Origin of the sequence: Pseudomonas sp. NIBRBAC000502773 (assembly GCF_006517195.1) — a bacterium.
Taxonomy (GTDB): domain Bacteria; phylum Pseudomonadota; class Gammaproteobacteria; order Pseudomonadales; family Pseudomonadaceae; genus Aquipseudomonas; species Aquipseudomonas marginalis.
Genome location: NZ_CP041189.1, coordinates 2,415,686 through 2,440,422, shown reverse-complemented (window position 1 = coordinate 2,440,422; position 24,737 = coordinate 2,415,686). Strand labels below are relative to the sequence as shown.

Here is a 24,737-nt window from a genome sequence, read left to right as displayed (position 1 = left end):
TTCCAAGCCGGTATGGGTTAAAGCTGCCTGTCGTTCTGTGCCTTGAGCAGGTCGCGAATCTCGCCCAGCAGCACTTCTTCCTTGCTCGGTGTCGGTGGCAGGCTCGGCGCCACGGCTTCTTCGCGCTTGAGGCGGTTGATGGCCTTGACGCCCATGAAGATCGCGAACGCGACGATCACAAAGTCGATCACGCTCTGGATGAACTTGCCGTACGCCAGCACCACGGCAGGCACATCGCCCTGTGCCGCCTTGAGCGTAATCGCCAGGTCACCAAAGTCCACGCCACCGATCAGCAGACCAATGGGCGGCATCACCACATCGCCTACAAACGAGGAAACAATTTTGCCGAAGGCGGCGCCGATGATGATACCGACGGCCATGTCGACCACATTACCTTTGACCGCGAAGGCCTTGAACTCACTGATCACGCCCATAGGTTATTCCTTGTTACAGATGAGAAGGGTGCCGCTCAGTGTAAGTCAGTCGTAACCGGCTTGCCTGATACAGCTGCTAACACTGTCAGTTTTTATCGACACATTAAATCGCAAATAGTTTGCAAAGTGCCACCAGTCGCGCGCGAAATACGCGCCATTTCAGCGGCTTACCACATTATTTTCTTAATCGCCCTGGTGGTGTTTTTCTATTTATCTTCTGACTCGCGGGTCACTAGCCTCTGGCAAGCACAACTGAATGTGCACTAAAAAAACCAGAGGAAACCTTGATGAAGAATCCAATGAATCGCGGCCCGGTATTGGCGCGTCATGTGCTGGTACTGGCGACCGCCAGCCTGCTTTCCCTCTCTGTACAAGCCGCCAACCTGACCCGTGACAACGGTGCCGCCGTCGGCGACAACCAGAACTCGCAAACCGCCGGCGCCAACGGCCCGGTGCTGCTGCAGGACGTGCAACTGATCCAGAAACTGCAGCGCTTCGACCGTGAGCGCATCCCCGAGCGCGTGGTGCATGCCCGCGGTACCGGCGCCCATGGCACCTTCACCGTCACCGATAACCTCAGCGACCTGACCAAGGCCAAGGTCTTTGCCGCTGGCGAAACGACCCCGGTGTTTGTGCGCTTCTCGGCCGTGGTGCACGGCAATCATTCCCCGGAAACCCTGCGTGACCCGCGCGGCTTCGCCACCAAGTTCTATACCGCCGATGGCAACTGGGACTTGGTGGGTAATAACTTCCCGACGTTCTTTATCCGCGATGCCATCAAGTTCCCCGACATGGTCCACGCCTTCAAGCCGGACCCGCGCACTAACCTGGATGATGACTCCCGTCGCTTCGACTTCTTCTCCCATGTTCCCGAGGCCACTCGCACACTTACCGAGTTGTATTCCGACTCCGGTACTCCGGCCAGTTATCGGGAAATGGACGGCAATGGCGTACATGCCTACAAGTTGATCAACGCCAAGGGTGAAGTGCACTACGTCAAGTTTCACTGGAAGAGCCTGCAAGGCATCAAGAACCTTGATCCCAAGCAAGTTACCGAAGTGCAGGGGCGTGACTACAGCCATATGACCAATGACTTGGTCACCCATATCAACAAGGGCGACTTCCCCAAGTGGGACCTGTATGTGCAGGTACTCAAGCCGGAAGACTTGGCCAAGTTTGATTTCGACCCGCTTGACGCTACCAAGATCTGGCCGAATGTACCCGAGCGCAAAGTCGGGCAGATGGTGCTGAACCGCAACCCGGCAAATGTCTTCCAGGAAACCGAACAAGTGGCCATGGCCCCGGCCAACCTGGTACCGGGCATCGAGCCGTCGGAAGACCGCCTCCTGCAAGGCCGGGTGTTCTCGTATGCCGACACGCAGATGTATCGCCTGGGCGCCAATGCCCTGCAATTGCCGATCAACGCCCCACGGGTCACCGTCAACAACGGTAACCAGGACGGCGCGCTGAACTTTGGCAAGACCACCAGTGGCGTGAACTACCAGCCAAGCCGCCTGGAAAACCGTGAAGAGCCGCAAACCGCGCGCTACAGCCAGACGGCGCTGTCGGGCAGCACCCAGCAGGCGAAGATCCAGCGTGAGCAGAACTTCAAGCAGGCCGGCGATCTGTATCGCTCCTACAGCCCGAAAGAGCGCCAGGACTTGATCGACAATTTCGGCGGCTCATTGGCCACTACCGATGACGAGAGCAAGCACATCATCCTGTCGTTCCTCTACAAGGCCGATCCGGAATACGGCACCGGCGTGGCCAAGGTCGCCAAGGGTGACCTGGCGCGCGTGAAGGCGCTGGCCGAAAAACTCACTGACTGACGTTGGTTTCGGTCGACGCCCTCCCGGGCGTCGACCTCTGGCAGGAGAGAACCCATGCGTATTTCTATCGGTTTACTGATGACCATGCTGGCCTTTGTCGCCCATGCCGAGTCGCCCGACCCGGTCGCGCTCAAGGCGCAGCTCCAGGACTATTACTTCGACGCCGCCCGCCGTGGCGACCTCGACATGCTCAACACCTTCATCGACGCCGGCTTCCCCCTCAACACCCAGGACGACAAGGGCTACACCGCGCTGATCCTCGCCGCCTACCACGGCGAAAGCGCTTATGTGGAGCGTTTGCTCGCCGCCGGTGCCGACGCCTGTGTGCAGGACAAACGTGGCAACACCGCGTTGATGGGGGCGATCTTCAAGGGTGAGTTGAGCATTGCCCAGCGCCTGCTGGCCACCGACTGCAACCCCGACCAACGTAACGGTGCCGGTCAAACGGCGGCCATGTACGCCGGCCTGTTCAAGCGCCTCGAGTTGCTCGACGAACTCAAGGCCAAGGGCGCCGATCTCAACGCCCAAGACCCGGTCGGCAACAGTGCTTCACGATTGGCCAGCGGTGAAATCCGGACCCCGGCGTCGCGCTGAGCTATCATCGCGGTTTTTCGGTTGGAGGTTCTCAAATGGCAAAGGCCAAGCGCATGTACGGCTGCACGGAGTGCGGCGCGACCTTTCCCAAGTGGGCCGGCCAATGCACCGAGTGTGGTGCGTGGAATACCCTGACTGAAACCATGATCGAAAGCGGCGGCGCCTCGGCCCCCACCGGCCGCGCCGGCTGGACCGGGCAGCAGGCGCAGATCAAGACTCTGGCGGAAGTCAGCGTTGAAGAGATCCCGCGTTTCTCGACGGCCTCCGGTGAGCTGGATCGGGTGCTGGGTGGCGGTCTGGTGGATGGTTCGGTGGTGTTGATCGGCGGTGACCCGGGCATCGGCAAATCGACGATTCTGCTGCAAACCCTGTGCAGCATCGCCAGCCGCATGCCGGCGCTGTACGTCACCGGCGAAGAATCCCAGCAACAGGTGGCCATGCGTGCCCGCCGTCTGGGCCTGCCCCAGGACCAACTGCGGGTCATGACCGAAACCTGCATCGAAAGCATCATTGCCACGGCCCGGATCGAAAAACCCAAGGTCATGGTGATCGACTCGATCCAGACGATTTTCACCGAACAACTGCAATCGGCGCCGGGCGGCGTGTCCCAGGTGCGCGAGAGTGCGGCGTTGCTGGTGCGTTACGCCAAGCAGAGCGGCACGGCGATCTTCCTGGTCGGCCATGTGACCAAAGAGGGCGCGCTGGCCGGGCCACGGGTGCTGGAGCATATGGTCGATACCGTGCTGTATTTCGAAGGCGAGTCCGATGGCCGCTTGCGCTTGCTGCGGGCGGTGAAGAACCGCTTCGGCGCGGTGAACGAACTGGGTGTGTTCGCCATGACCGACCGGGGGCTGAAGGAAGTCTCCAACCCCTCGGCGATTTTCCTGACCCGCGCCCAGGAAGAAGTTCCAGGCAGCGTGGTCATGGCGACGTGGGAAGGCACCCGGCCGATGCTGGTGGAAGTCCAGGCGCTGGTGGATGACAGCCATCTGGCCAACCCACGCCGCGTCACGCTGGGCCTGGATCAAAACCGCCTGGCGATGCTGTTGGCGGTGCTGCACCGTCACGGCGGCATCCCGACCCATGACCAGGACGTGTTCCTCAACGTGGTGGGCGGGGTCAAGGTGCTGGAAACCGCGTCCGACCTGGCGTTGATGGCGGCGGTGATGTCCAGCCTGCGTAACCGGCCATTGCCCCACGACCTGCTGGTATTCGGTGAAGTGGGCCTGTCGGGCGAAGTGCGCCCGGTGCCGAGCGGTCAGGAACGCTTGAAGGAAGCGGCCAAACACGGCTTCAAACGCGCGATCGTGCCAAAGGGCAATGCGCCGAAGGAAATGCCGCCAGGATTGCAGGTGATTGGGGTCACGCGCCTGGAACAGGCGTTGGATGCACTTTTCGAATAACTCAGGGATGGACACGATGCAACGATCAAACCGCTGGGGCGTCGTCGCTCTGTTTATCACCTTGGCCGGCTTGCCCGCCATGGCCTGGGCTGAGCTGCCAACGGGCTATCGCCTGGCGCAAACGCTGGTGACACAGGACGGCAGTGTGTTGCAGGTGCTCGAAGACCAACGCATCAGCGTCCAGCTGCACAAGGACAGTTGGGGCAGTGGGCTGGATGAAGACTCGTTCGACGAGCCCGGCGATTTGGTCGACAACCCGCTGCTCGAAGCCCAGGTGCGGTGGGTATCGGCCTCTGGCGAGGTGATAGCCCACGAAGACCTCGGCTACCCGTTGGCCGAGGTCGAGAAAGCCCCGATCAAAGGGCTGCCCGAACCTGTGTATTTTTTGACCATTGACCAGACCGCCCCCATGGGCAGCTACAGCGGGCCTGCCACGCAGCTGTTGCTGCCTGGCAAGCAGCAACTCAAACCGCTGGGTTACCAGGGCGCCGACGGCAAAGTCCAGGCGTTGACCCTGGCGCATACGGGCAAGGCGGCGTGGAAGATCGTAACGCCAACCAGTGGCGGCTCGGACGAACTGCTGCAGGTGTCGTCATTTATGGACGGCGACGGTGAGGATGACTTTGCCACCCGTTATCAGACTTATCGGTTTGTCGACGGGCAGTGGCACGGCGCCTCAAGTCAGAAGAAGGGCTACTGGGACATGGAAAGCGAATTTCCCGCACGTACGGCGTTTCCCTGAGCCCTTACACCTCCAGCAACGCGCCCAGCTCCCGCTCCAGCTCTTCCTGGTCGCCCAGGTTCAACTCGATCAGCCGCCGCAAGTGGCTGATCGATTCCAGATCGATGTCTGTGCACACAAATCCCAGCTGGCCATCCGCTTCGTGGGTCAGATGCACTCGCATCTTTATATGAGCCTTGGGGTCCAGGCGTATGTCGACGTCGAACGGCAGGGCTTTATTCCCCTTCCAGGGGGCGGGCTTTTGCACCAGCAAGCCCTTCAGCGACAAATCCACCAATTGCACGGGCCACTCCTGGCCGGTTTGCCGAAGTTCGGTCTTGGCATCAAAGGCGATCCGGCGAAAACGACGGCGATCAGACGCTTGCTCGGTCATGGTGAAACCCTCTGTGGATAAAAGGATTGTAGCCCTGCGCCATCATCGGGTGGTTTTTTCTGCTTTTTTTGCCTCTGCAAGGCTCTAGACCAACGTAGGGGGGTGGCCTTTAAGGCCAGTAGCGCTAAACTCCGGATGGCTGTCCTTTCTGTCCACCCTGGCTGGAATATAAAAATGAAAAATAATAATAGCCTGCTACGCCACCTACCCTGGCTGGTGTTGGCAATCGTAGGAGCGTGCGCCCTGGGCGTAGTGGCCTTGCGCCGAGGCGAGGCGATCAACGCCTTGTGGATCGTGGTCGCTGCCGTGGCCATCTATCTGGTCGCTTATCGCTACTACAGCCTGTTCATCGCTAATAATGTGATGCAACTCGATCCACGGCGGGCCACCCCCGCAGTGCTCAACAATGACGGTCTGGACTATGTGCCGACCAACAAACACATCCTTTTCGGTCACCACTTTGCGGCAATTGCCGGTGCAGGCCCCCTGGTCGGCCCGGTACTGGCGGCGCAAATGGGCTACCTGCCCGGCACGCTCTGGCTGATTGCCGGCGTGGTGCTGGCCGGTGCGGTGCAGGACTTCATGGTCCTGTTCCTGTCCACCCGTCGTAATGGCCGTTCCCTGGGCGACATGGTTCGCGAAGAGATGGGGCGTATCCCGGGGACCATCGCGCTGTTCGGCTGCTTCCTGATCATGATCATCATCCTCGCGGTGCTGGCGCTGATCGTGGTCAAGGCCCTGGCCGAGAGCCCATGGGGCATCTTCACGGTGATGGCGACCATCCCGATTGCGATGTTCATGGGTATCTACATGCGCTACATCCGCCCGGGCCGTATCGGTGAAATCTCCATCATCGGCGTGCTGTTGCTGCTCGGTTCGATCTGGCTGGGCGGGCAGATCGCCGCTGATCCGGTCTGGGCCAAGGCCTTCACCTTCACCGGGATCCAGATCACCTGGATGCTGATCGGCTACGGTTTCGTGGCGGCGGTACTGCCGGTGTGGCTGATCCTCGCGCCACGTGACTACCTCTCTACCTTCTTGAAAATCGGCACCATCATCGCCCTGGCGATTGGCATCCTGGTGACCATGCCCGACCTGAAAATGCCGGCGCTGACCCAGTTCATCGACGGTACCGGCCCGGTATGGAAGGGCGGCCTGTTCCCGTTCCTGTTCATCACCATTGCCTGTGGCGCGGTCTCGGGCTTCCACGCGCTGATTTCCTCGGGCACCACGCCCAAGCTGCTGGCCAATGAAAGCCACGCCCGTTACATCGGTTACGGCGGCATGCTGATGGAGTCCTTCGTGGCTATCATGGCGATGGTTGCCGCTTCGGTGATCGAGCCAGGCGTGTACTTCGCCATGAACAGCCCGGCGGCAATCGTCGGCACCGACGTGGTGACCGTGGCACAAACCGTCAGCAGCTGGGGTTTTGCAATTACCCCCGAGGCGCTGTCGGCGGTGGCCCATGACATCGGTGAAACCACCATCCTCGCGCGTGCCGGTGGTGCGCCGACGTTGGCGGTGGGTATCGCGCAGATCCTGCACAGTGTGCTGCCGGGTGAAAACACCATGGCGTTCTGGTACCACTTTGCGATCCTGTTCGAAGCGCTGTTTATCCTGACTGCCGTCGATGCGGGCACCCGTGCCGGTCGCTTCATGCTTCAGGACTTGCTTGGCTCCTTCGTACCGGCGCTCAAGCGCACCGAGTCCTGGACCGCCAACCTGATCGCGACCGCCGGTTGCGTCGCCATGTGGGGTTACCTGCTGTACCAGGGCGTGATCGACCCGCTGGGCGGTATCAACACCTTGTGGCCGCTGTTCGGTATCTCCAACCAGATGCTGGCCGGTATCGCGCTGATGCTCGCCACCGTTGTGCTGATCAAAATGAAGCGCCAGCGCTACATCTGGGTGACCATGCTGCCGGCGGTCTGGCTGCTGATATGCACCACCACCGCGGGCTTCATCAAGTTGTTCGACGCCAACCCGGCGATCGGCTTCCTGTCGCTGGCGAAGAAGTACAGTGATGCCCTGGCAAACGGCCAGATCCTGGCCCCGGCCAAGAGCGTGGACCAGATGCAGCACGTGATCTGGAACGCCTACACCAACGCAACGCTGACTGTGCTGTTCCTGTTCGTGGTGTTCAGCATCCTGTTCTATGCGCTCAAGGTCGGCGTCGCCGCCTGGGGCAACAAAGAGCGTACGGATAAAGAAGCCCCGTTCCAGGCAGTACCGGACGCATAATCGAGGATTGCAAGCATGTTCAATGACATCAGTCGCCTCGGTAAATACCTCGGTCAGGCCGCGCGCCTGATGGTCGGCATGCCCGACTACGACACGTACGTCGAGCATATGCAAACCAAGCACCCGGACAAGCCGATGATGGACTACAAGGCGTTCTTCCGGGAACGCCAGGAGGCCCGTTACGGCGGCAAGGGTGGGCCCAAGTGCTGTTGATTTAACGCAACGCCCTGTGGGAGGGGGCTTGCCCCCGATAGCGGTGTGTCAGTGACAGATCAGTGCCTGACACACTGCTATCGGGGGCAAGCCCCCTCCCACATTTGTTTCTGTGTTCCTTTAAGGAGAATTTCTTTTGTCCTCTCCCATTCCAGTCACCGTTCTCAGCGGCTTCCTCGGCGCGGGCAAGACCACCTTGCTGCGCCATCTGCTCAAGGCCGAGCACGGGCTGAAAATTGCCGTGATCGAAAACGAATTCAGCGACGCCGGTATCGACACCCAATTGCTGGGCGAAGAACCGGTGCAAGTCATGACCCTGTCCAACGGCTGCGTGTGCTGCACCATCCACACCGACCTGACCAAGGCCCTGTATCTGCTGCTCGAGCGCCTGGACAGTGGTGAGATCGCCTTTGACCGCCTGGTGATCGAGTGCACCGGCCTGGCCGACCCGGCGCCGGTGGCCCAGACCTTTTTCATTGATGAAGAACTGCGCGAGCGTTACATCCTCGACGGCATCATTACCCTGGTGGACGCCGCCCACGCCGAGCATCACCTGACCCAGACCATCGCCCAGGCACAGATCGGTTTCGCCGACCGGCTGCTGGTGAGCAAGCGTGACCTGGTGGATGACGCTACCTTCGAAGCACTCAGTGAACGCCTCACACGCATCAACCGCCGCGCGCCGATTCGCGTGGTTGAGCACGGCAAGATTGATCTGGCCGAACTGCTCGATGTGCGCGGCTTCAATCTCAACGCCGGCATGAGCCTGCGCCCGGTGAGCAAGGCGCCGTCCATCGACCGTATTTCCAGCCTGGTGCTGCGCACCGACCAGCCGCTGGATATCGACCGGCTCAGTGAGTTCATGAACGAACTGCTGGAAGACCATGGCAAGCAGCTGCTGCGCTACAAGGGCGTACTCAATATTGCCGGCGAAGACCGTCGCATGGTGTTCCAGGGCGTGCTCAAGCTCTATGGTTTCGACTGGGATACCGAATGGGCCGAGGGTGAGGCGCGGGAGAGTGTGATCGTGTTTATTGCCGATGAATTGCCGGAAGATAAAATCCGCGAAGGCTTTGCCAAGGTCTACCAACCTTGACGTGTAATGCAGTCAACTGTGGGAGGGGGCAAGCCCCCTCCCACAGTTGATCTCATTTCAAGTTGGAGACCAGGCATAAAAAAGCCCGGCTCAAGAGCCGGGCTTCTCAGTCAAGCAACTGCAATCAAGCGCCGTATACCGGCAGCTTCTTGCAGATGGCCTTGACCTTCTCACGTACCGCGTCGATCACGGCTTCGTTGTTCAGGTCCGCCAGGATGTCGCAGATCCAGCCGGCCAGTTCCTTGCACTCTGCTTCCTTGAAGCCACGAGTGGTCACAGCCGGGGTGCCGAAGCGCAGGCCGGAGGTGACGAACGGCGAACGTGGGTCGTTCGGCACGGAGTTTTTGTTCACGGTGATGAAGGCTTTGCCCAGGGCAGCGTCAGCATCTTTACCGGAAATGTCCTGCTTGATCAGGGACAGCAGGAACAGGTGGTTTTCAGTACCGCCGGACACCACGTCAAAGCCGCGCTCGATGAACACGCCGGCCATGGCCTTGGCGTTTTTCACCACTTGTTGCTGGTAGGTCTTGAACTCAGGCTGCAGGGCTTCCTTGAAGCAGATCGCCTTGGCAGCGATCACGTGCTCCAGTGGGCCGCCCTGGGCGCCCGGGAATACGGCGGAGTTCAGCTTTTTCTCGATCTCGGCGTTGGCGCGCGCCAGGATCAGGCCGCCACGTGGACCGCGCAGGGTCTTGTGGGTGGTGGTGGTCACCACGTCAGCGAAAGGTACCGGGTTCGGGTAGACGCCAGCGGCGACCAGACCGGCTACGTGAGCCATGTCGACGAACAGGTAGGCGCCCACCTTGTCGGCGATGGCGCGGAAGCGTGGGAAGTCGAGGATCTGCGAGTAGGCAGAGAAACCAGCCACGATCATTTTTGGCTTGTGCTCGACCGCCAGGCGCTCGACTTCGTCGTAGTCGATCAGGCCGTTGGCATCGATACCGTACTGAACGGCGTTGTACAGCTTGCCGGAGGAGGAAACGCTGGCGCCGTGGGTCAGGTGACCACCGTGGGCCAGGCTCATGCCCAGGATGGTGTCGCCGCCTTGCAGCAGGGCCAGGTACACGGCGCTGTTGGCTTGGGAGCCGGCGTGTGGCTGGACGTTGGCGTAATCGGCGCCGAACAGTTCTTTTGCACGGTCGATGGCCAGTTGCTCAACCACGTCGACGTACTCGCAGCCACCGTAGTAGCGCTTGCCTGGGTAGCCTTCGGCGTACTTGTTGGTCAGAACCGAACCTTGAGCCTCCATCACCGCAGGGCTGGTGTAGTTTTCCGAAGCGATCAGCTCAATGTGCTCTTCCTGGCGCACGGCTTCTTGCTCCATGGCGGCGAAGAGATCGGCGTCGTACTTGGCAATAGTCAAATCACGGCTGAACATGGCGGTCCTCAAGGATCGGGGGCAGAAAAGGAGGGCATTCTAACCCAATGGGTTTTAGATGGCATATGAAAGGACATCATGTCGCGGACAAGTGGGGCTCATCTCGAGATGGGCGGTGACTGTGCCGGCCTCATCGGGGGCTTGCCCCCGATGAGGCCATAAGCCTTACCACAACATTTCAATCGAACATGAACAGCGCATCATTGCTGAACTGCGCCTCGAACCGATGTGCCGGCATCGGCCGCCCGAATAGATACCCCTGCACCTCGTCGCAACCATGCTCGCGCAGGAAGTCCAGCTGCTCATGGGTTTCCACACCTTCGGCAATCACCGCCAGGTTGAGGCTGTGGGCCATGGCGATAATGGCGCGGGCGATTTGTGCATCCTGTTCGCCGGAGGGCAGGCCATCGACGAAGGTGCGGTCGATTTTCAGCACGTCGATGGGGAATTGCTTGAGGTAGTTGAGGGACGAATAACCGGTGCCGAAGTCATCCACCGCGATGCTCAGGCCCAGGTTTTTCAGGCTGTCGAGGATGTGCATGGCTTCGTTGACTTCGCGCATCAGGATACTTTCGGTCAGCTCCAGTTCCAGGCACGCCGGCGGCAGGCCGGTGTCCTTGAGGATGGTGGCGATGCGCGTGCCCAGTTGGCCGTCGGAGAACTGCCGCGCAGAGATGTTCACCGAGACTTTCGGCACCCGCACCTTGTTCTGGTGCCAGGTCTTGAGCTGGCGACAGGCTTCGCTGATCACCCAGTCGCCCACGTCCACCACCAGGCCCAGCTCTTCGAGCACCGGAATGAAGTCCCCCGGCGGCACCAGTCCACGGCGTGGGTGGCGCCAGCGCAGCAACGCCTCGGCACCGGTCAGGCGTTTGCCGTCGCCGCTGAACTGCGGCTGGTAATAGAGCACGAATTCGTCCTGCTCCAGGGCGTGGCGCAGGTCGCTCTCCAGTTCCAGGCGTTCCAGGGCGCTGGCGTTCATATCGGCTTGGTAGAACTGGAAGTTGTTCTTGCCGCGTTCCTTGGCGTGATACATCGCGGTGTCGGCGTTTTTCATCAGCTGGCTCAGCTCGTTGCCGTCCTGGGGGCTGAGTGCGATGCCGATACTGGCGGTCACAAAGAACTCGCGACCCTCCAGCACGAAGGGCTTCACCAGGCTGGCGAGGATCTGCTCGGCCACATGGATCGCGCGGTTCAGCGCCATCTCGCGGTTGACCCGCGGTTGCAGCAGCAACGTGAACTCGTCGCCGCCCATGCGTGCCACGGTGTCGTCTTCGGCCACGCAGCCGAGCAGGCGGGTCGCCATTTCCTTGAGCATGCGGTCGCCGGCCGCGTGGCCCAGGGAGTCGTTGATCGGCTTGAAACGGTCAAGGTCAAGGAACATCAGCACCACCCACGACTTCTGCCGTTCGGCTGATTGCAGCGCGGTGTGCAGGCGGTCCTGGAACAGCGTGCGGTTGGGCAGGTGGGTCAGGGCGTCGTAGTAGGCCAGACGGTGGATGCGCTGTTCGCTGGCCTTGCGTTCGCTGATATCACTGAAGAAACACACATAACTCGCCAGGTCGCCTTCGTCGTCGAACACCGCCGTAATGCCGACCCAGGCCGGGTAGTGCTCGCCGTTACGGCGCTTGAGCCACACTTCGCCTTCCCAGGTGCTGTGCTGGTGCAATTGCTTGAGCACGTAGCGCAGGTGGGCTTCCTGTTGTTCGTCGACGGTGAGCATGTTCGGCAACTGGTCGAGTACGTCACTCACCGCATAACCGCTGACCCGGCTGAACGCCTCGTTGGCCTGCACGATATAACCGGCCGGGTCGGTGATCAGGATCGCCGACGTGGAGTGTTCGAATACGGTGGCGGCCATGCGCAGGTCTTTTTCCGCGCGGCGTTGCTGGCTGATATCGCGGCCCACGCCGAGGACACCTTCGAAGGCCCCGTGCTCATCCCACACCAGCACCAGGCGCAGCTCGATCGGCACCTTGCGGCCGTCGGCGCGCAGGCAGTCGAACAGGAACAATTGGGTCTGCACTTGATCGCGGAGTCTGTTCAGCGCGTCGGGATCGCCCAGCGCCCGGCTGACCTGTTCCAGCAAGCTATAGATGCCGGTCAGTTGCTGGGGGTTGGCGATGATCGACTGCCAGCCGTTCTTGAATACCCAGTCCACGTCGTAACCCAGCACGGCGTTGACCGACGGGCTGATGTAGTTGAGGGCCAGTTGGCTGTCGGTGGAGCAGATCACGTCGCTGATGCTTTCGGCCAGCATGCGGTAGCGCTTTTCGCTGTCGCGCAGGGACTCGCTGGCTTCGATCTGGTCGGTGATGTCCTTGGCCACACCGATGATACGCGTGACTTGCGCCGATTTGTCCCGCGCCAGGGCCTGCTCGCGGATATCAAAGCGCCGCCATTGGTTGTTGCGATGGCGAAAGCGCAACTGGCAGTGCAACTGCGTCGCGTAGCCGGCCTGGCGTTGCTGCTGGCGCAAATCGTGGTAATGTTCGGCGTCTTCGGGGTGCAGCAGGATTTCCCAGAAATACTCGCCCATTTGCTGCAGTTCGGCCTTGGTATAGCCGAGGGTGTGGCCCAGATGGTGGTTGCTGAAGATCATGCGCTGGCTGATCACGTCCTGCACATACAAGTGGTCGGGCACGGTACGCACCACGTCCGACCAGAAGCTTTCGCGTTCCACCAGCGACAGCTCGATAAGCTTGCGGCTGGTGATGTCGCTGATGCTGAGGATCACCGCCTTGAAGTCGTCCTGCTGCTCCGGCAGGCGCATCACCATCCAAAGGTACTGTTCGTTGCCGGCCACATCCTTGAGCTGGATTTCCAACTCAAGCTGATTCTGTTGGGTCAGGACCGCTTCGAGTATCTGATGCCCGATGGACGTGGTATTGCGCGGGCAATCATCGATCAGCCGCTCCCACGCTTCCTCGCAGGAGCCCACTCTGAGCAGGCTCACCGCCACCTGGTTGATCTCGGTGATGCGCAGTTCGGTGAGCAACTGCCGGCATTCCTCGGGGGAGGTTTGCAGCCAGGCGTGCAGTTGCTCGCGGGTCTGCAAGTGCACCTTGCCAAAGAATGCATTCAGGCCCGACAGGTCAAGTACGCACAGGGCGACGCCGGTGCCTTCGAAAATATCCTGATACCGACGCCGGCCTTCATGCACCTGGCGCTGGCGGCGACGCATATTCAGCAACACGATCACGGGGATCAGCGAGAAGGCCAGGCCCAGCAGGCATTTACCGATAAACGCCGGCAGCAGTTGTTCCAGCACGGCTGCGCGGTCGAACATCCCGCGCAATTGCCAGTCGCTTTTGCTCAGGGGCGTGACCAGCACGCTTTTATTCAGGTCATCCGGGGTCAGGGCACCGGTCCATTGCGCCGGCATTCCGCTGTCACGGCTGACCACCCGGTGGTTCAGGCGGTTCTCGATGGCCCACATCGGCCGTTGGCCCTGGCTGTCCTGGCGGGTCAGGTTGACCAGGTAATCGGGTGCCAGGCGCAGCGCCCAGTACATCCTTGAGCCGCCGCTGGGCTGGTGCAGCAGCAGATAGATGAGGGTGCCGTCGTTGTTATTGCTCAGGTAGTAGGGTTGGCCGTGGCTGCGCTGCACCAACTCTTCCAGCCAGGCGCTGTCCTGGCTGTCATTGGCGCTGTCGCTGATCATCGCGCCGCTGGGCGCCAGCAGGGCGATACTGCGCAGTTCCGGCAGCGAGCGCTGCAACGTGCGCGTCAAGGCCTGCTGCTGTTCGATGTCGCGCGGCGGCTCGACCATCGGTAGCAGGTTCAGGGCAATTTTTGCGCTCAGGGCCATGTTCAGGCTGATTTGTTCAGCCAGGTCGGCACTGTAGTCGATGGTGTATTGCTGTTGGTTTTTCTGGTTTTGCTGCAACTGGTCCAGCAGTTGCCAGAACAATAATGCGAGCAGCAGGAGGACAAGCGTCGCCAATGCGCCTTTGAGGGTGCCGTGCAGGGGCGTTCCCGGCGCTACATGAGCGGCGCGCAAGGGCGTTGGCGGCGTGACTTTGGACAAGCTGTGATCCTGCGGTTTGGCTGGACTGGCGCGCGACGTGCACTATAAGCCGGACGCCCGAAGGGCGGCTAGCATGCCTTGACTTGTGGCAAAGTGCCAGCCCCGCTTGGCTGGACTGACCAAGCGCATTCAGGTAGCTTTGCCGGTTACGCGGGGGCGTTCCAGCCCCAGACATTCAGGCTTTTTCCGCTCGCTGGCATTGATGATAGTCAACGGCCCGCGCGGCGCATGGCCTGGCACGGGCTTCGCCCGCTTAATTCATCAGTCACTGACGCTAGGTTCACCATGGCTCAATACGTCTTCACCATGCATCGGCTGGGAAAAGTTGTCCCTCCGAAGCGGGAAATCCTGAAAAACATTTCGCTGTCCTTCTTCCCCGGCGCCAAGATCGGCGTGCTCGGCCTCAACGGTTCGGGTAAGTCCACGCTGCTGAAAATCATGGCCGGCGTCGACACCGAGTTCGAAGGCGAAGCCCGCCCGATGCCGGAACTGAACATCGGTTACCTGCCCCAGGAGCCGATCCTGGACCCGACCAAGACCGTGCGTGAAGTGGTCGAAGAAGCTGTCAGCGTGATCAAGGACGCCCAGGCTCGCCTGGACGAGGTCTACGCCGCCTACGCCGAACCGGACGCCGACTTCGACAAGCTGGCCGCTGAACAAGCCAAGCTCGAAGCCATCCTGCAGGCCGGCGACGGTCACAACCTGGAGCGCCAGCTGGAAGTCGCCGCCGATGCACTGCGCCTGCCGGCGTGGGACGCCAAGGTCGAATTCCTGTCCGGTGGTGAAAAACGCCGCGTGGCCCTGTGCCGCCTGCTGCTGTCGGCCCCCGACATGCTGCTGCTCGACGAACCGACCAACCACCTGGACGCCGACTCCGTCGCCTGGCTGGAGCACTTCCTGCACGATTTCCCTGGCACCGTGGTTGCGATCACGCACGACCGCTACTTCCTCGACAACGTTGCCGGCTGGATCCTCGAGCTCGACCGTGGCGCCGGTATCCCTTACGAGGGCAACTACTCCGGTTGGCTGGAAGCCAAGTCCGACCGTCTGGCCGCCGAATCCAAGCAGCAATCGGCCCACGAAAAAGCCATGAAGGAAGAACTGGAGTGGGTGCGCAAAGGCGCCAAGGCCCGCCAGTCCAAATCCAAGGCACGTCTGCAACGCTTCGAAGAAATGCAGTCGCAGGAATTCCAGAAGCGCAGCGAAACCAACGAGATCTACATCCCGGCCGGCCCGCGCCTGGGTGACAAGGTCATCGAGTTCAAGAACGTGTGCAAAGGCTATGGCGACCGCGTGCTGATCGACAACCTGTCGTTCTCCATGCCAAAAGGCGCGATCGTCGGCGTCATTGGTGGTAACGGTGCGGGTAAATCCACCCTGTTCCGCATGCTGATGGGCAAGGAAACGCCGGATTCGGGCAGCATCGAAATCGGTGAAACCGTGCAACTGGCCTGTGTGGACCAGAGCCGCGAAGACCTGGATGGCAGCAAGACTGTGTTCCAGCAAATTTCCGACGGTTCCGACCAGATCCGCATCGGCAACTATGAAATCCCGTCGCGCACCTACGTCGGCCGTTTCAACTTCAAGGGCGGCGACCAGCAGAAGTTCGTCAAGGACCTGTCCGGTGGTGAGCGCGGTCGCTTGCACCTGGCCCTGACCCTGAAAGAGGGCGGCAACGTCCTGCTGCTCGACGAACCGTCCAACGACCTCGACGTTGAAACCCTGCGTTCCCTGGAAGAAGCCCTGCTGGACTTCCCGGGCGCCGCCATTGTGATCTCTCACGATCGGTGGTTCCTTGACCGCGTCGCGACCCACATCCTGGCGTACGAAGACGACTCGCAAGCGGTGTTCTTCGAAGGCAACTACACCGAGTACGAAGCGGACCGTAAAAAGCGTTTGGGCGAAGCGGCTGCCCAGCCGCACCGTGTGCGCCACAAAAAACTGGCCTGATCCGGCTGGTGTGAAAAAAGCGGAGTCCTCGGACTCCGTTTTTTTTTGTACATTTTTCCTGACCCACACCGATCAAAAGTGGGAGGGGGCTTGCCCCCGATAGCTTTTTCCCTGCTGGTGCATAGCCTGTCTTGGCAATCCCCTTTTAAGTGCGATAAATCCTTTTTTCCTGGGTTTATTTATATCTAATGCACCATTTAAATTCACAAAAGCGACATTTTGCCCTGTCGCGGTGCGGCATGAATTGATAAAGTCCGGCTCAATCTCATTTAAAAACAATCAATTTGCCGAGACTTCTCATGATCGAATCCGTCGAATCCTTCCTTGCCCGCCTGAAAAAACGCGACCCTGACCAGCCGGAATTCCACCAGGCCGTAGAAGAAGTCCTACGCAGCCTGTGGCCGTTTCTTGAAGCCAATCCCCACTACCTGGCCTCGGGCATTCTGGAGCGTATCTGCGAGCCGGAGCGTGCGATTACCTTTCGGGTGTCGTGGGTGGATGATCACGGCAAGGTCCAGGTCAACCGCGGCTTTCGTATCCAGATGAACAGCGCCATCGGCCCCTACAAGGGCGGCCTGCGTTTCCATCCGTCGGTAAACCTGGGGGTGCTGAAGTTCCTCGCCTTCGAGCAGACCTTCAAGAATTCCCTGACCTCGCTGCCCATGGGCGGCGGCAAGGGCGGCTCGGATTTTGATCCCAAAGGCAAGAGCGATGCCGAAGTCATGCGCTTCTGCCAGGCGTTCATGAGCGAGTTGTACCGCCATATTGGCGCAGACGTGGACGTGCCGGCCGGCGACATCGGCGTGGGCGCCCGTGAGATTGGCTTCCTGTTCGGCCAGTACAAGCGCCTGAGCAACCAATTCACCTCCGTGCTCACCGGCAAGGGCATGACCTACGGCGGCAGCCTGATCCGCCCGGAAGCCACTGGGTTCGGGTGTGTGTACTTCGCCGAAGAAATGCTCAAGCGCGACGGCCTGCGAGTGGAAGGCAAGCGTGTCGCGGTCTCCGGCTCCGGCAACGTTGCCCAATACGCGGCGCGCAAGGTCATGGACCTGGGCGGCAAGGTGATTTCCCTGTCCGACTCCGAAGGCACGCTCTACGCCGAAAGCGGCTTGACCGAGGAACAATGGTCGGCGCTGCTGGAGCTGAAAAACGTGCAGCGCGGGCGCATCAGCGAACTGGCCGGCCGTTACGGCCTGGAGTTCCGCGCCGGTAAGACCCCTTGGGAGCTGGCCTGCGACATTGCCCTGCCATGCGCTACCCAGAACGAACTCGACGCCGAAGCGGCGCGCACGCTGCTGCGCAACGGCTGCATCTGCGTGGCCGAAGGCGCCAACATGCCGACCACCCTTGAGGCTGTGGATATCTTTATCGAGGCGGGCATCCTGTTTGCGCCGGGCAAGGCATCGAATGCCGGCGGCGTCGCCGTGAGCGGCCTGGAGATGTCGCAGAACGCCATGCGCCTGTTGTGGACCGCCGGTGAAGTGGACAGCAAGCTGCACAACATCATGCAGTCGATCCACCATGCCTGCGTGCACTACGGCGAAGAGAACGGTCGGATCAACTACGTGAAGGGCGCGAACATTGCGGGCTTCGTCAAAGTTGCCGACGCGATGCTGGCCCAGGGCATCGTCTAAGCCTCGGCCTCGATGCGCAGCACTTCGATCAACTGATCGCCGACGGGGCGCTTCCACAGCACCTCGTCACCCTCCTGGGCGCCCAGCAAGGCACGGCCCAGGGGCGAGCCCCAGTTGATCAGGCCGGCGCCGGCATCGGCCTGGTCTTCCCCGACCAATTGAATGCGCTGCTGTTCGTCATGCTCATTGGCGAACGTCACCCAGCTGCCGATCTGCACCTTGTCGGTAGACGTAGCGGGCGCTACCACCTGGGCGCTCTGCACGCGCTGGTTGAAGTAGCGCAAATCCCGCTCAAGGTCGGCCTGGCGCTGCTTATCGGCCTGTTCGCCCTTGGCAGACTCGGCGCTGTGCGCGGCCTGTAGCTGCGCAACCTTGGCCTGCAATTGCGCCAACCCCTGGGCGGTCAGGCGATTGGGCTGCTCACTGACCTGGCGCTCCACCGGCTGATCGGCCTGGGCGGCGGCGTTGTCCTCATTTACAAAAGCTCGGCTCATGACGTTCTCCCTCTATGGAGCTTGGGCCATGTTCGCCGCGCTTTAGTTTCGATGAATGTCTGAAAGCGACCTATTGCGAGCGATAGGCCCGCGCAGCATCCCGGTTTTTCTCCTGTTGCCAGGCGCGTTCATGGTCATCCCAGTGATTGTCCTTGTAGTCGCGCAGTTCCTCGTTCTCACGCATGGCCTTGCACTGGCGAAAACCATCCTCCCAGCCTTCGGCATAGACCCGGTCTTTCAGGTAACGCGGCACGTTTTTGCGAAACACCCCGGTGATCACCCCCGCCGCCTGGCGACCGCTGCTGCACCCATCGTCAAAACCATCGGCAAAGGCGGGCGGATAGCCCCGAGCCAGCAATTCCTGATGGGTTGACTGGCAACCCGATAGCCACACCACCGCACACAGCATTACTGCATACCGCCACATTGCTTGCTCCCTGGCCGTTTCACGGCTGATAGGAGAAGTCTAGATAGGGATTTGTCGGGGAGGTGTGAAAGGGGTGTGAGAAAGGTGTGGAGTACGATGAGATCGAGCGGTGGGCGCCGAAGCCGTTGGCGCCCTCACCACAAGGGCCTATGTCGCCTGGTTGGTCGCCAGGGCCGCATGATCCGCCAATTCCTGCTGGATAAACGCCGCGATCATTGCGCGATAGACCTGCTCGGTCACCTCGGGGTTGGCGCCCACGGTCTGCGCCAGATCCCGCACCTTGGCGATCACCTGCTCGACCCGCTGCGGGGCCTTGACGCCATCGGTGTCTTTTTTGAAGCGTGCCGCCTGGGAGACGTAGCGGCCGCGTTCGGCCAGCAGGGTGACGATTTGCTGGTCGAGGCGGTCGATGTTGTTTCGAACTTCTTCAAGGGTGGTGCAGGTAACGGCCATGTCGAATGAACTCCTGATGGTGCGGGCAATGCTGACAAAAGGTGTTAGTCAGTAGTGATACCACTTCACCTCAAGCATCACTTCATTCACCGGCGTCGACAAGTGGCTGTACTCGCGCTGTGCACTCAGGCGCAGGCCGAGGTTGCGGGACAGTTCCCACTGCTGGTTCAGGCTGATGCTGCGCCGCACTTCACCATTGGTGAAGAAGTCTCCTTTAGCCTCCAGGCTCAAATTGCCCAGCGGGTTTTTCCACAGCACGCCGGTATTAAACCCGGCAGCGGGAGAGATGGCTTCGTTGAAGTCGTTGTTGTGTTCCACGCGCACGGTGCCGAGGGCGAAGCCGAGCATGTCGTCGCGCAGTTGCCAGGTGCCACCGGCACCGCCGTTGACGTGGGCGACCAGGGTTTCGTCGTCGTGTTTACCGGGCACCCGCTCCAGGCCGCCGGTAACTTGCCAGGACCACGGCTGCAGCAAGGCGTTGCGCGGGGTCAGGGAGCGGATGGTGGCCAGGTCCAGTTGCTGCAGTTGCCAGTGGTTGCCTTCGTACTGGCGCAGTTTCATCTGCAGGATTTCGATCTGGGCGCCGAGGGGGAAGCCTTCGGCGTTGTCGTTGAGGTCGTGGTAGGCCATGCGCAGGCCGTATTCGCCGAAGGCCTTGTCGCCACGGGTGCCGAGGCCGGCTTGCCAGGTGCGCGATTCATGGCCGTTTTCGGGCAGGCCGGGGGGCGTGATCGTCAGGTCGGGCGCCGGGTTCTGGTTGATCGCGCGCAGCAGTTCGAAGCTGCGTTGGGAGCGCGCGGTGTCGCGCTCGAGGCCATTGGCACGGTAGCGGCCCAGGCGGTAGGCGGCGTCGATGATCAGCGCCTGGCGGTCGCGAGGTAATGCTTTGAAGGCTGGCGCCTGCAATTGCTGCTGGTCGTCGCTGACCTTCAACACCCATTGTTGTTCGTCGCTGTTCAGCGGCTTGGCGCGCTCCAGCAACTCGCGCTCGCGGGAGGGGCGGTAGTCGATCTTCTCTACCAGGCCGGCATCTTTTACCGCCTTGACCGTGTCGGTGGGGATCGCGGTGAGCGGGAATTGCTCGGTCAGGCGCAGGCCGGGGCGGGCCACTTGCAGCAGTTCCAGCAGGCGATAGGAGCAGTTTTCATCGAAGAAAAAGTAGTCGAACTGGATCTGCTTGAGTTCCCACACGTGCTCGACCATCCGCTCGGTCTCGACCTGGGTGAGGTTGAGGCGGTATTCCCACAGGTCGCGGTTTTCGAGGCTGCGGTATTCGGAGAGTTTTTCCTGGTAGGGCACCAGGGCGAACAGGCCGGGGTAGCCGCCCATCAGGCCTTTCCAGGCGTACAGGATGCTGTTGTCCGAGCCTTCGATATAGGCGCCGAAGTTGATCGCGTAGCTGAGCAGCGCAGTCTTGTTGCTCTGCACGTCGGCCTGGTCGATACGCAGCAGGGTGTGACCGAACATCGACGACGGGCTGTTGAGGTAGGCCGCCGGGAAGATCATCACCGCGCTATGGGGCGCGACGTCCTTGAACCATTGCTTGAATTCCTTGCAGTCCACGGCGGGCAGGTCAGTGAGGTGCAACTGATCCTTTAGCCAGCGGGTACGTGCGGGGTAAACGCATTGGGCGTGTTTTTCACCCAGGCTGGCCGGAGCGTAAAGCGCTTCAACGGTGGCCTTGAGTTCTGCATCCGGGTGGTGGGCGCCATCGGCGGCGAGGAAGAATTTCTTTTCACTGACATAGCTGCGCCAGCCACTGACTTTGCCAGCTTCGTAATGGCCCAGAGAAAGCCAGAACGGATCATTGGCCAGTTGCTGCAAACGTTGATCATCAAGATGCGGTGCCGCGTACAGCGGGGCGCAGGCAAAGAGTGCCATCCAGGCAAAGCGTTTGAGCATAGGGGCAACTTAAGTCGGAAATTAGAGAGACCCAAGGAGAGGCGGGTCCAAAAATAAAACCCGCGCCTGGGTAGGCGCGGGCAGGACGAGCTTAAGCCTGGGTAGCGTATTTTGCCAGACGGGCATCGCCTTTCAGTACAGCCAGGGTGTTGTTGTGCACGTCTTCAGCGGTCACATCGGCCTTGCTGAAGATTTGCTGGAAGTGTTCGTGAGCCACGGCAGCGAAGTGCTCGCGATCTTCCGGAGCAACGCCCAGTACCACGGCGTAGGTGGTCAGTGCTTCGCCATTACCCTTGGCCATGTCTTCGGACAGCTCGTTCATCATGCCATTCATGGCAATCCAGGACTTGCCGCCGTAGGTCAGCGCGCTGTTGGTGCTGCAACCGTTGGTGCCCGAGGTCATGCCGAAGGTGGCGTTACCCGAAGTACCGTTGGTGGTGGAAGCCAGGAAGTGAGCTGGAGTACCGCGCTGGCCTTCGAACAACATGTTGCCCCAACCGCAGTTCGGGCCACCTGGTGCTTCAGCCATTGCATTGAGGGAGACGACGGTGAAGAGAGTACCGAGAAGGATCCGTTTCATAGCTTTGTTCTCTTTGTGTGCAAACCAATGGACAAGGGTTCAGGCACTTCATAGCGCCCTAGGGATCGGTTATTAGTCCAACCCGCGCAGTTTGGAGTTTAGGCACGTTCCAAGGGTTCCGTGTGTTTTTATAAAACAATCAGCAATGTCGCGATTTTTTTTGCAGGGTGCCTCCCGTGTCCAGGGTTTCCCAACGGCGCGCCTTGCCAGAGCGCGCAACAGGGAGCCAGAATGCCGTCATCTGCCCCGCCTGATGTAAGGAAGCCCGATGCCTGATCCTGTTGCTGCCAGCTTGCGTCTAGCGCCCGAAGCGCTGACTCGCCCTTTCTCCGCTGAACAGTTCAGCTTCTCGACCACCAATGATTTGGAGCCCTTTCGCGGTGTGCTTGGCCAGGAACGTGCGGTTGAAGCGTTGCAGTTCGGTGTGGCCATGCCGCGCCCCGGTTACAACGTATTTGTCATGGGCGAGCCGGGTACCGGCCGCTTTTCGTTCGTCAAACGCTACCTGAAAGCCGAGGGCAAGCGCCTGCAGACCCCGGCGGACTGGGTCTATGTGAACAATTTTGACGAGCCTCGCGAACCCCGCGCCCTGGAATTGCCAGGCGGCGGTGCGGCAGCGTTCATTGCCGATATCAATGGCCTGGTCGACAACCTCGTCGCGACCTTCCCGGCGGTGTTCGAACACCCGACTTATCAGCAGCGCAAGAGTGCCATCGACCGCGCCTTCAACCAGCGCTATGACAAGGCCCTGGACGTGATCGAGCGCCTGGCCCTGGAAAAGGACGTGGCGCTGTACCGCGACAGTTCCAACATCGCCTTCACCCCGATGCTCGACGGCAAGGCCCTGGATGAGGCCGAGTTCTCCCAGCTGCCGGAAGTGGAACGCGAGCGTTTCCACACGGATATTTCCGAGCTGGAAGAGCGCCTCAACGAGGAATTGGCCAGCCTGCCCCAGTGGAAGCGCGAGTCCAATAACCAACTGCGTCAGTTCAACGAAGAAACCATCACCCTGGCCCTGCAGCCTTTGCTCGCACCGCTGTCGGAAAAGTACGCGGAGAACGCCGGTGTCTGCGGTTACCTGCAGGCCATGCAGGTGTACCTGCTGAAAACCGTGGTCGAGCAACTGGTGGACGACGCCAAGACCGACGCCCAGGCCCGCAAGCTGCTCGAAGAGCAATACTGCCCGAGCCTGGTGGTGGGCCATCCGGTCAACGGTGGCGCGCCGGTGGTGTTTGAACCGCACCCGACCTACGACAACCTGTTCGGCCGTATCGAATACAGCACCGACCAAGGCGCGCTGTACACCACCTATCGGCAGTTACGCCCAGGTGCGTTGCACCGTGCCAACGGCGGTTTTCTGATTCTTGAAGCCGAGAAGATGCTCAGCGAGCCGTTTGTGTGGGACGCCCTCAAGCGTTCCCTGCAGTCGCGCAAGCTGAAGATGGAATCGCCCCTGGGCGAACTGGGCCGCCTGGCCACCGTGACCCTTAACCCGCAGATGATCCCATTGCAGGTCAAGGTCATCATCATCGGTTCGCGCCAGTTGTATTACGCGCTGCAGGACGCCGATCCGGACTTCCAGGAGATGTTCCGGGTGCTGGTGGATTTCGACGAAGACATCCCGATGGTGGACGAGAGCCTGGAGCAGTTCGCCCAGTTGCTCAAGACCCGCACTTCGGAAGAAGGCATGGCGCCGCTGACTTCTGACGCGGTGGCGCGCCTGGCCACCTACAGCGCACGGCTGGCAGAGCACCAGGGCCGTTTGTCGGCGCGTATTGGGGATTTGTTCCAACTGGTCAGCGAAGCGGACTTTATCCGGCACCTGGCGGGCGATGAGATGACCGATGCGGGCCATATCGAGCGCGCGCTGAAGGCCAAGGCCACGCGCACCGGGCGTGTGTCGGCGCGGATTCTCGACGATATGCTCGCCGGGGTGATCCTGATCGACACCGCCGGCGCGGCGGTCGGCAAGTGCAACGGGCTGACGGTGCTGGAGGTCGGCGACTCGGCGTTCGGGGTGCCGGCGCGGATTTCCGCCACGGTGTACCCGGGCGGCAGCGGCATCGTCGACATCGAGCGTGAAGTTAACCTTGGACAGCCGATTCACTCCAAAGGCGTGATGATCCTCACCGGTTACCTGGGCAGCCGCTATGCCCAGGAGTTCCCGCTGGCGATCTCGGCGAGTATCGCGCTGGAACAGTCCTACGGTTACGTGGACGGTGACAGCGCGTCCCTGGGCGAGGCCTGCACGTTGATCTCGGCCTTGTCGAAGACGCCGCTCAAGCAGTGCTTTGCGATCACCGGTTCGATCAACCAGTTTGGTGAAGTGCAGGCTGTGGGCGGGGTCAACGAGAAGATCGAAGGCTTCTTCCGCCTGTGCGAAGCCCGCGGTTTGACCGGCGAGCAAGGGGCGATCATTCCCCAGGCCAACGTGGCCACGTTGATGCTGGATGAAAAGGTGTTGCAGGCCGTGCGCGCCGGGCAATTCCACATCTATGCGGTGCGTCAGGCCGACGAGGCATTGAGCCTGCTGGTGGGCGAGGATGCCGGTGAGCCGGACGCCGAGGGGCAGTTCCCGGAAGGCACGGTCAATGCCCGCGTGGTCGAGCGCTTGCGCGCGATTGCCGAGATGATCAGCGAGGAAGACCTGAAGGAAGCGGAGAAGGAGCTGGCACAGCAGGCGCTGGCCGAAGCCAAGCCCACCTGAGTTCTGAGGCCAGGCCGGATCAAACATGTGGAAGGGGGCTTGCTCCCGATTGCGATAGGTCAGTCATGTAGAGGTCGACTGACACACTGCATCGGGAGCAAGCCCCCACACATTTGGATCTGGTTACGTCACTAAATTGACGTCCTTCCGAGGGGCCAACGTCCGTTGGTCCCTACAGCCTTGGTTTGTCATGTTTTTATTCTATTCTGAGCCTTAGGGATATCCACAGGAGTCGCTGGATAGAAACAGCCTCG

At 60.9% G+C, this 24,737-nt stretch carries 19 protein-coding genes; 10 read left to right on the top strand and 9 right to left on the bottom strand.

What is annotated here, in order from left to right; all coding sequences use genetic code 11:
* Nucleotides 1–17 precede the first annotated feature (17 nt).
* Nucleotides 18–434: a large-conductance mechanosensitive channel protein MscL gene (gene mscL / locus NIBR502773_RS11190; RefSeq protein ID WP_115487559.1), complete on the bottom strand. Its 417-nt coding sequence runs from the start codon at nucleotides 432–434 to the stop codon at nucleotides 18–20.
* A gap of 287 nt (nucleotides 435–721) precedes the next feature.
* Between mscL and katB the strand changes: the two genes are divergently transcribed.
* The 4 genes from katB to NIBR502773_RS11170 are packed head-to-tail and all read left to right on the top strand — an operon-like array spanning nucleotide 722 to nucleotide 5,002.
* Nucleotides 722–2,263, top strand: coding sequence for a catalase KatB (gene katB / locus NIBR502773_RS11185; RefSeq protein WP_027605312.1), 1,542 nt, complete (start codon nucleotides 722–724; stop codon nucleotides 2,261–2,263).
* 54 nt (nucleotides 2,264–2,317) lie between these two features.
* Entirely contained in the window at nucleotides 2,318–2,857 is a 540-nt protein-coding gene (locus NIBR502773_RS11180; RefSeq protein WP_141156057.1) for an ankyrin repeat domain-containing protein, read from the top strand.
* Nucleotides 2,858–2,892: 35 nt separating this feature from the next.
* A complete protein-coding gene (gene radA / locus NIBR502773_RS11175) occupies nucleotides 2,893–4,260 on the top strand; it encodes a DNA repair protein RadA (RefSeq protein ID WP_024077502.1) in 1,368 nt (455 codons plus the stop codon).
* 16 nt (nucleotides 4,261–4,276) lie between these two features.
* Nucleotides 4,277–5,002: a hypothetical protein gene (locus NIBR502773_RS11170; protein ID WP_141156056.1), complete on the top strand. Its 726-nt coding sequence runs from the start codon at nucleotides 4,277–4,279 to the stop codon at nucleotides 5,000–5,002.
* A 4-nt stretch (nucleotides 5,003–5,006) separates the two neighbouring features.
* Here NIBR502773_RS11170 and NIBR502773_RS11165 read toward each other — a convergent pair whose 3' ends face one another.
* Nucleotides 5,007–5,375: a PilZ domain-containing protein gene (locus NIBR502773_RS11165; protein ID WP_141156055.1), complete on the bottom strand. Its 369-nt coding sequence runs from the start codon at nucleotides 5,373–5,375 to the stop codon at nucleotides 5,007–5,009.
* Nucleotides 5,376–5,549: 174 nt separating this feature from the next.
* Here NIBR502773_RS11165 and NIBR502773_RS11160 point away from each other — a divergent pair, with 174 nt between their 5' ends.
* The 3 genes from NIBR502773_RS11160 to yjiA all read left to right on the top strand — a co-directional run bounded on the left by NIBR502773_RS11160 (nucleotide 5,550) and on the right by yjiA (nucleotide 8,925).
* Complete coding sequence (locus NIBR502773_RS11160; protein WP_027605316.1) at nucleotides 5,550–7,616, top strand: carbon starvation CstA family protein; 2,067 nt, start codon at nucleotides 5,550–5,552, stop codon at nucleotides 7,614–7,616.
* A gap of 15 nt (nucleotides 7,617–7,631) precedes the next feature.
* The gene (locus tag NIBR502773_RS11155) at nucleotides 7,632–7,829 is read left to right on the top strand and encodes a YbdD/YjiX family protein (protein WP_003176208.1); all 198 of its coding nucleotides are present in this window, start codon (nucleotides 7,632–7,634) and stop codon (nucleotides 7,827–7,829) included.
* Nucleotides 7,830–7,965: 136 nt separating this feature from the next.
* Nucleotides 7,966–8,925: a GTPase gene (gene yjiA / locus NIBR502773_RS11150; RefSeq protein ID WP_131699342.1), complete on the top strand. Its 960-nt coding sequence runs from the start codon at nucleotides 7,966–7,968 to the stop codon at nucleotides 8,923–8,925.
* Nucleotides 8,926–9,049: 124 nt separating this feature from the next.
* Here the strand turns inward: yjiA and glyA are convergent, their stop codons facing one another.
* Nucleotides 9,050–10,303, bottom strand: coding sequence for a serine hydroxymethyltransferase (gene glyA, locus NIBR502773_RS11145; protein WP_017528864.1), 1,254 nt, complete (start codon nucleotides 10,301–10,303; stop codon nucleotides 9,050–9,052).
* Nucleotides 10,304–10,481: 178 nt separating this feature from the next.
* A complete protein-coding gene (locus NIBR502773_RS11140) occupies nucleotides 10,482–14,333 on the bottom strand; it encodes a bifunctional diguanylate cyclase/phosphodiesterase (protein ID WP_141156054.1) in 3,852 nt (1,283 codons plus the stop codon).
* A gap of 285 nt (nucleotides 14,334–14,618) precedes the next feature.
* On the opposite strand from NIBR502773_RS11140, the gene ettA reads away from it, so the two are divergent.
* Both ettA and gdhA read left to right on the top strand, forming a co-directional pair.
* Entirely contained in the window at nucleotides 14,619–16,283 is a 1,665-nt protein-coding gene (gene ettA, locus NIBR502773_RS11135) for an energy-dependent translational throttle protein EttA (RefSeq protein WP_065925348.1), read from the top strand.
* Nucleotides 16,284–16,582: 299 nt separating this feature from the next.
* Nucleotides 16,583–17,920 (top strand): NADP-specific glutamate dehydrogenase, encoded by a 1,338-nt coding sequence (gdhA, locus tag NIBR502773_RS11130; protein WP_065938305.1) that lies wholly within the window; start codon nucleotides 16,583–16,585, stop codon nucleotides 17,918–17,920.
* Here gdhA and NIBR502773_RS11125 read toward each other — a convergent pair.
* The 5 genes from NIBR502773_RS11125 to NIBR502773_RS11105 form a co-directional block, all read right to left on the bottom strand.
* Entirely contained in the window at nucleotides 17,917–18,414 is a 498-nt protein-coding gene (locus NIBR502773_RS11125) for a GreA/GreB family elongation factor (RefSeq protein ID WP_141156053.1), read from the bottom strand. The two genes, gdhA and NIBR502773_RS11125, sit on opposite strands and share 4 nt — an antisense overlap.
* 70 nt (nucleotides 18,415–18,484) lie before the next feature.
* The gene (locus NIBR502773_RS11120) at nucleotides 18,485–18,841 is read right to left on the bottom strand and encodes a hypothetical protein (RefSeq protein ID WP_141156052.1); all 357 of its coding nucleotides are present in this window, start codon (nucleotides 18,839–18,841) and stop codon (nucleotides 18,485–18,487) included.
* Nucleotides 18,842–18,988: 147 nt separating this feature from the next.
* Nucleotides 18,989–19,294, bottom strand: a complete 306-nt coding sequence (locus tag NIBR502773_RS11115) for a chorismate mutase (RefSeq protein WP_098480906.1) — start codon at nucleotides 19,292–19,294, stop codon at nucleotides 18,989–18,991.
* 48 nt (nucleotides 19,295–19,342) lie between these two features.
* Entirely contained in the window at nucleotides 19,343–21,196 is a 1,854-nt protein-coding gene (locus tag NIBR502773_RS11110; protein WP_065938303.1) for a DUF4105 domain-containing protein, read from the bottom strand.
* A 91-nt stretch (nucleotides 21,197–21,287) separates the two neighbouring features.
* Nucleotides 21,288–21,776 (bottom strand): DUF3015 domain-containing protein, encoded by a 489-nt coding sequence (locus NIBR502773_RS11105; protein ID WP_027605327.1) that lies wholly within the window; start codon nucleotides 21,774–21,776, stop codon nucleotides 21,288–21,290.
* 268 nt (nucleotides 21,777–22,044) lie between these two features.
* On the opposite strand from NIBR502773_RS11105, the gene NIBR502773_RS11100 reads away from it, so the two are divergent.
* Complete coding sequence (locus NIBR502773_RS11100; RefSeq protein ID WP_141156051.1) at nucleotides 22,045–24,483, top strand: Lon protease family protein; 2,439 nt, start codon at nucleotides 22,045–22,047, stop codon at nucleotides 24,481–24,483.
* Nucleotides 24,484–24,737: the final 254 nt, after the last annotated feature.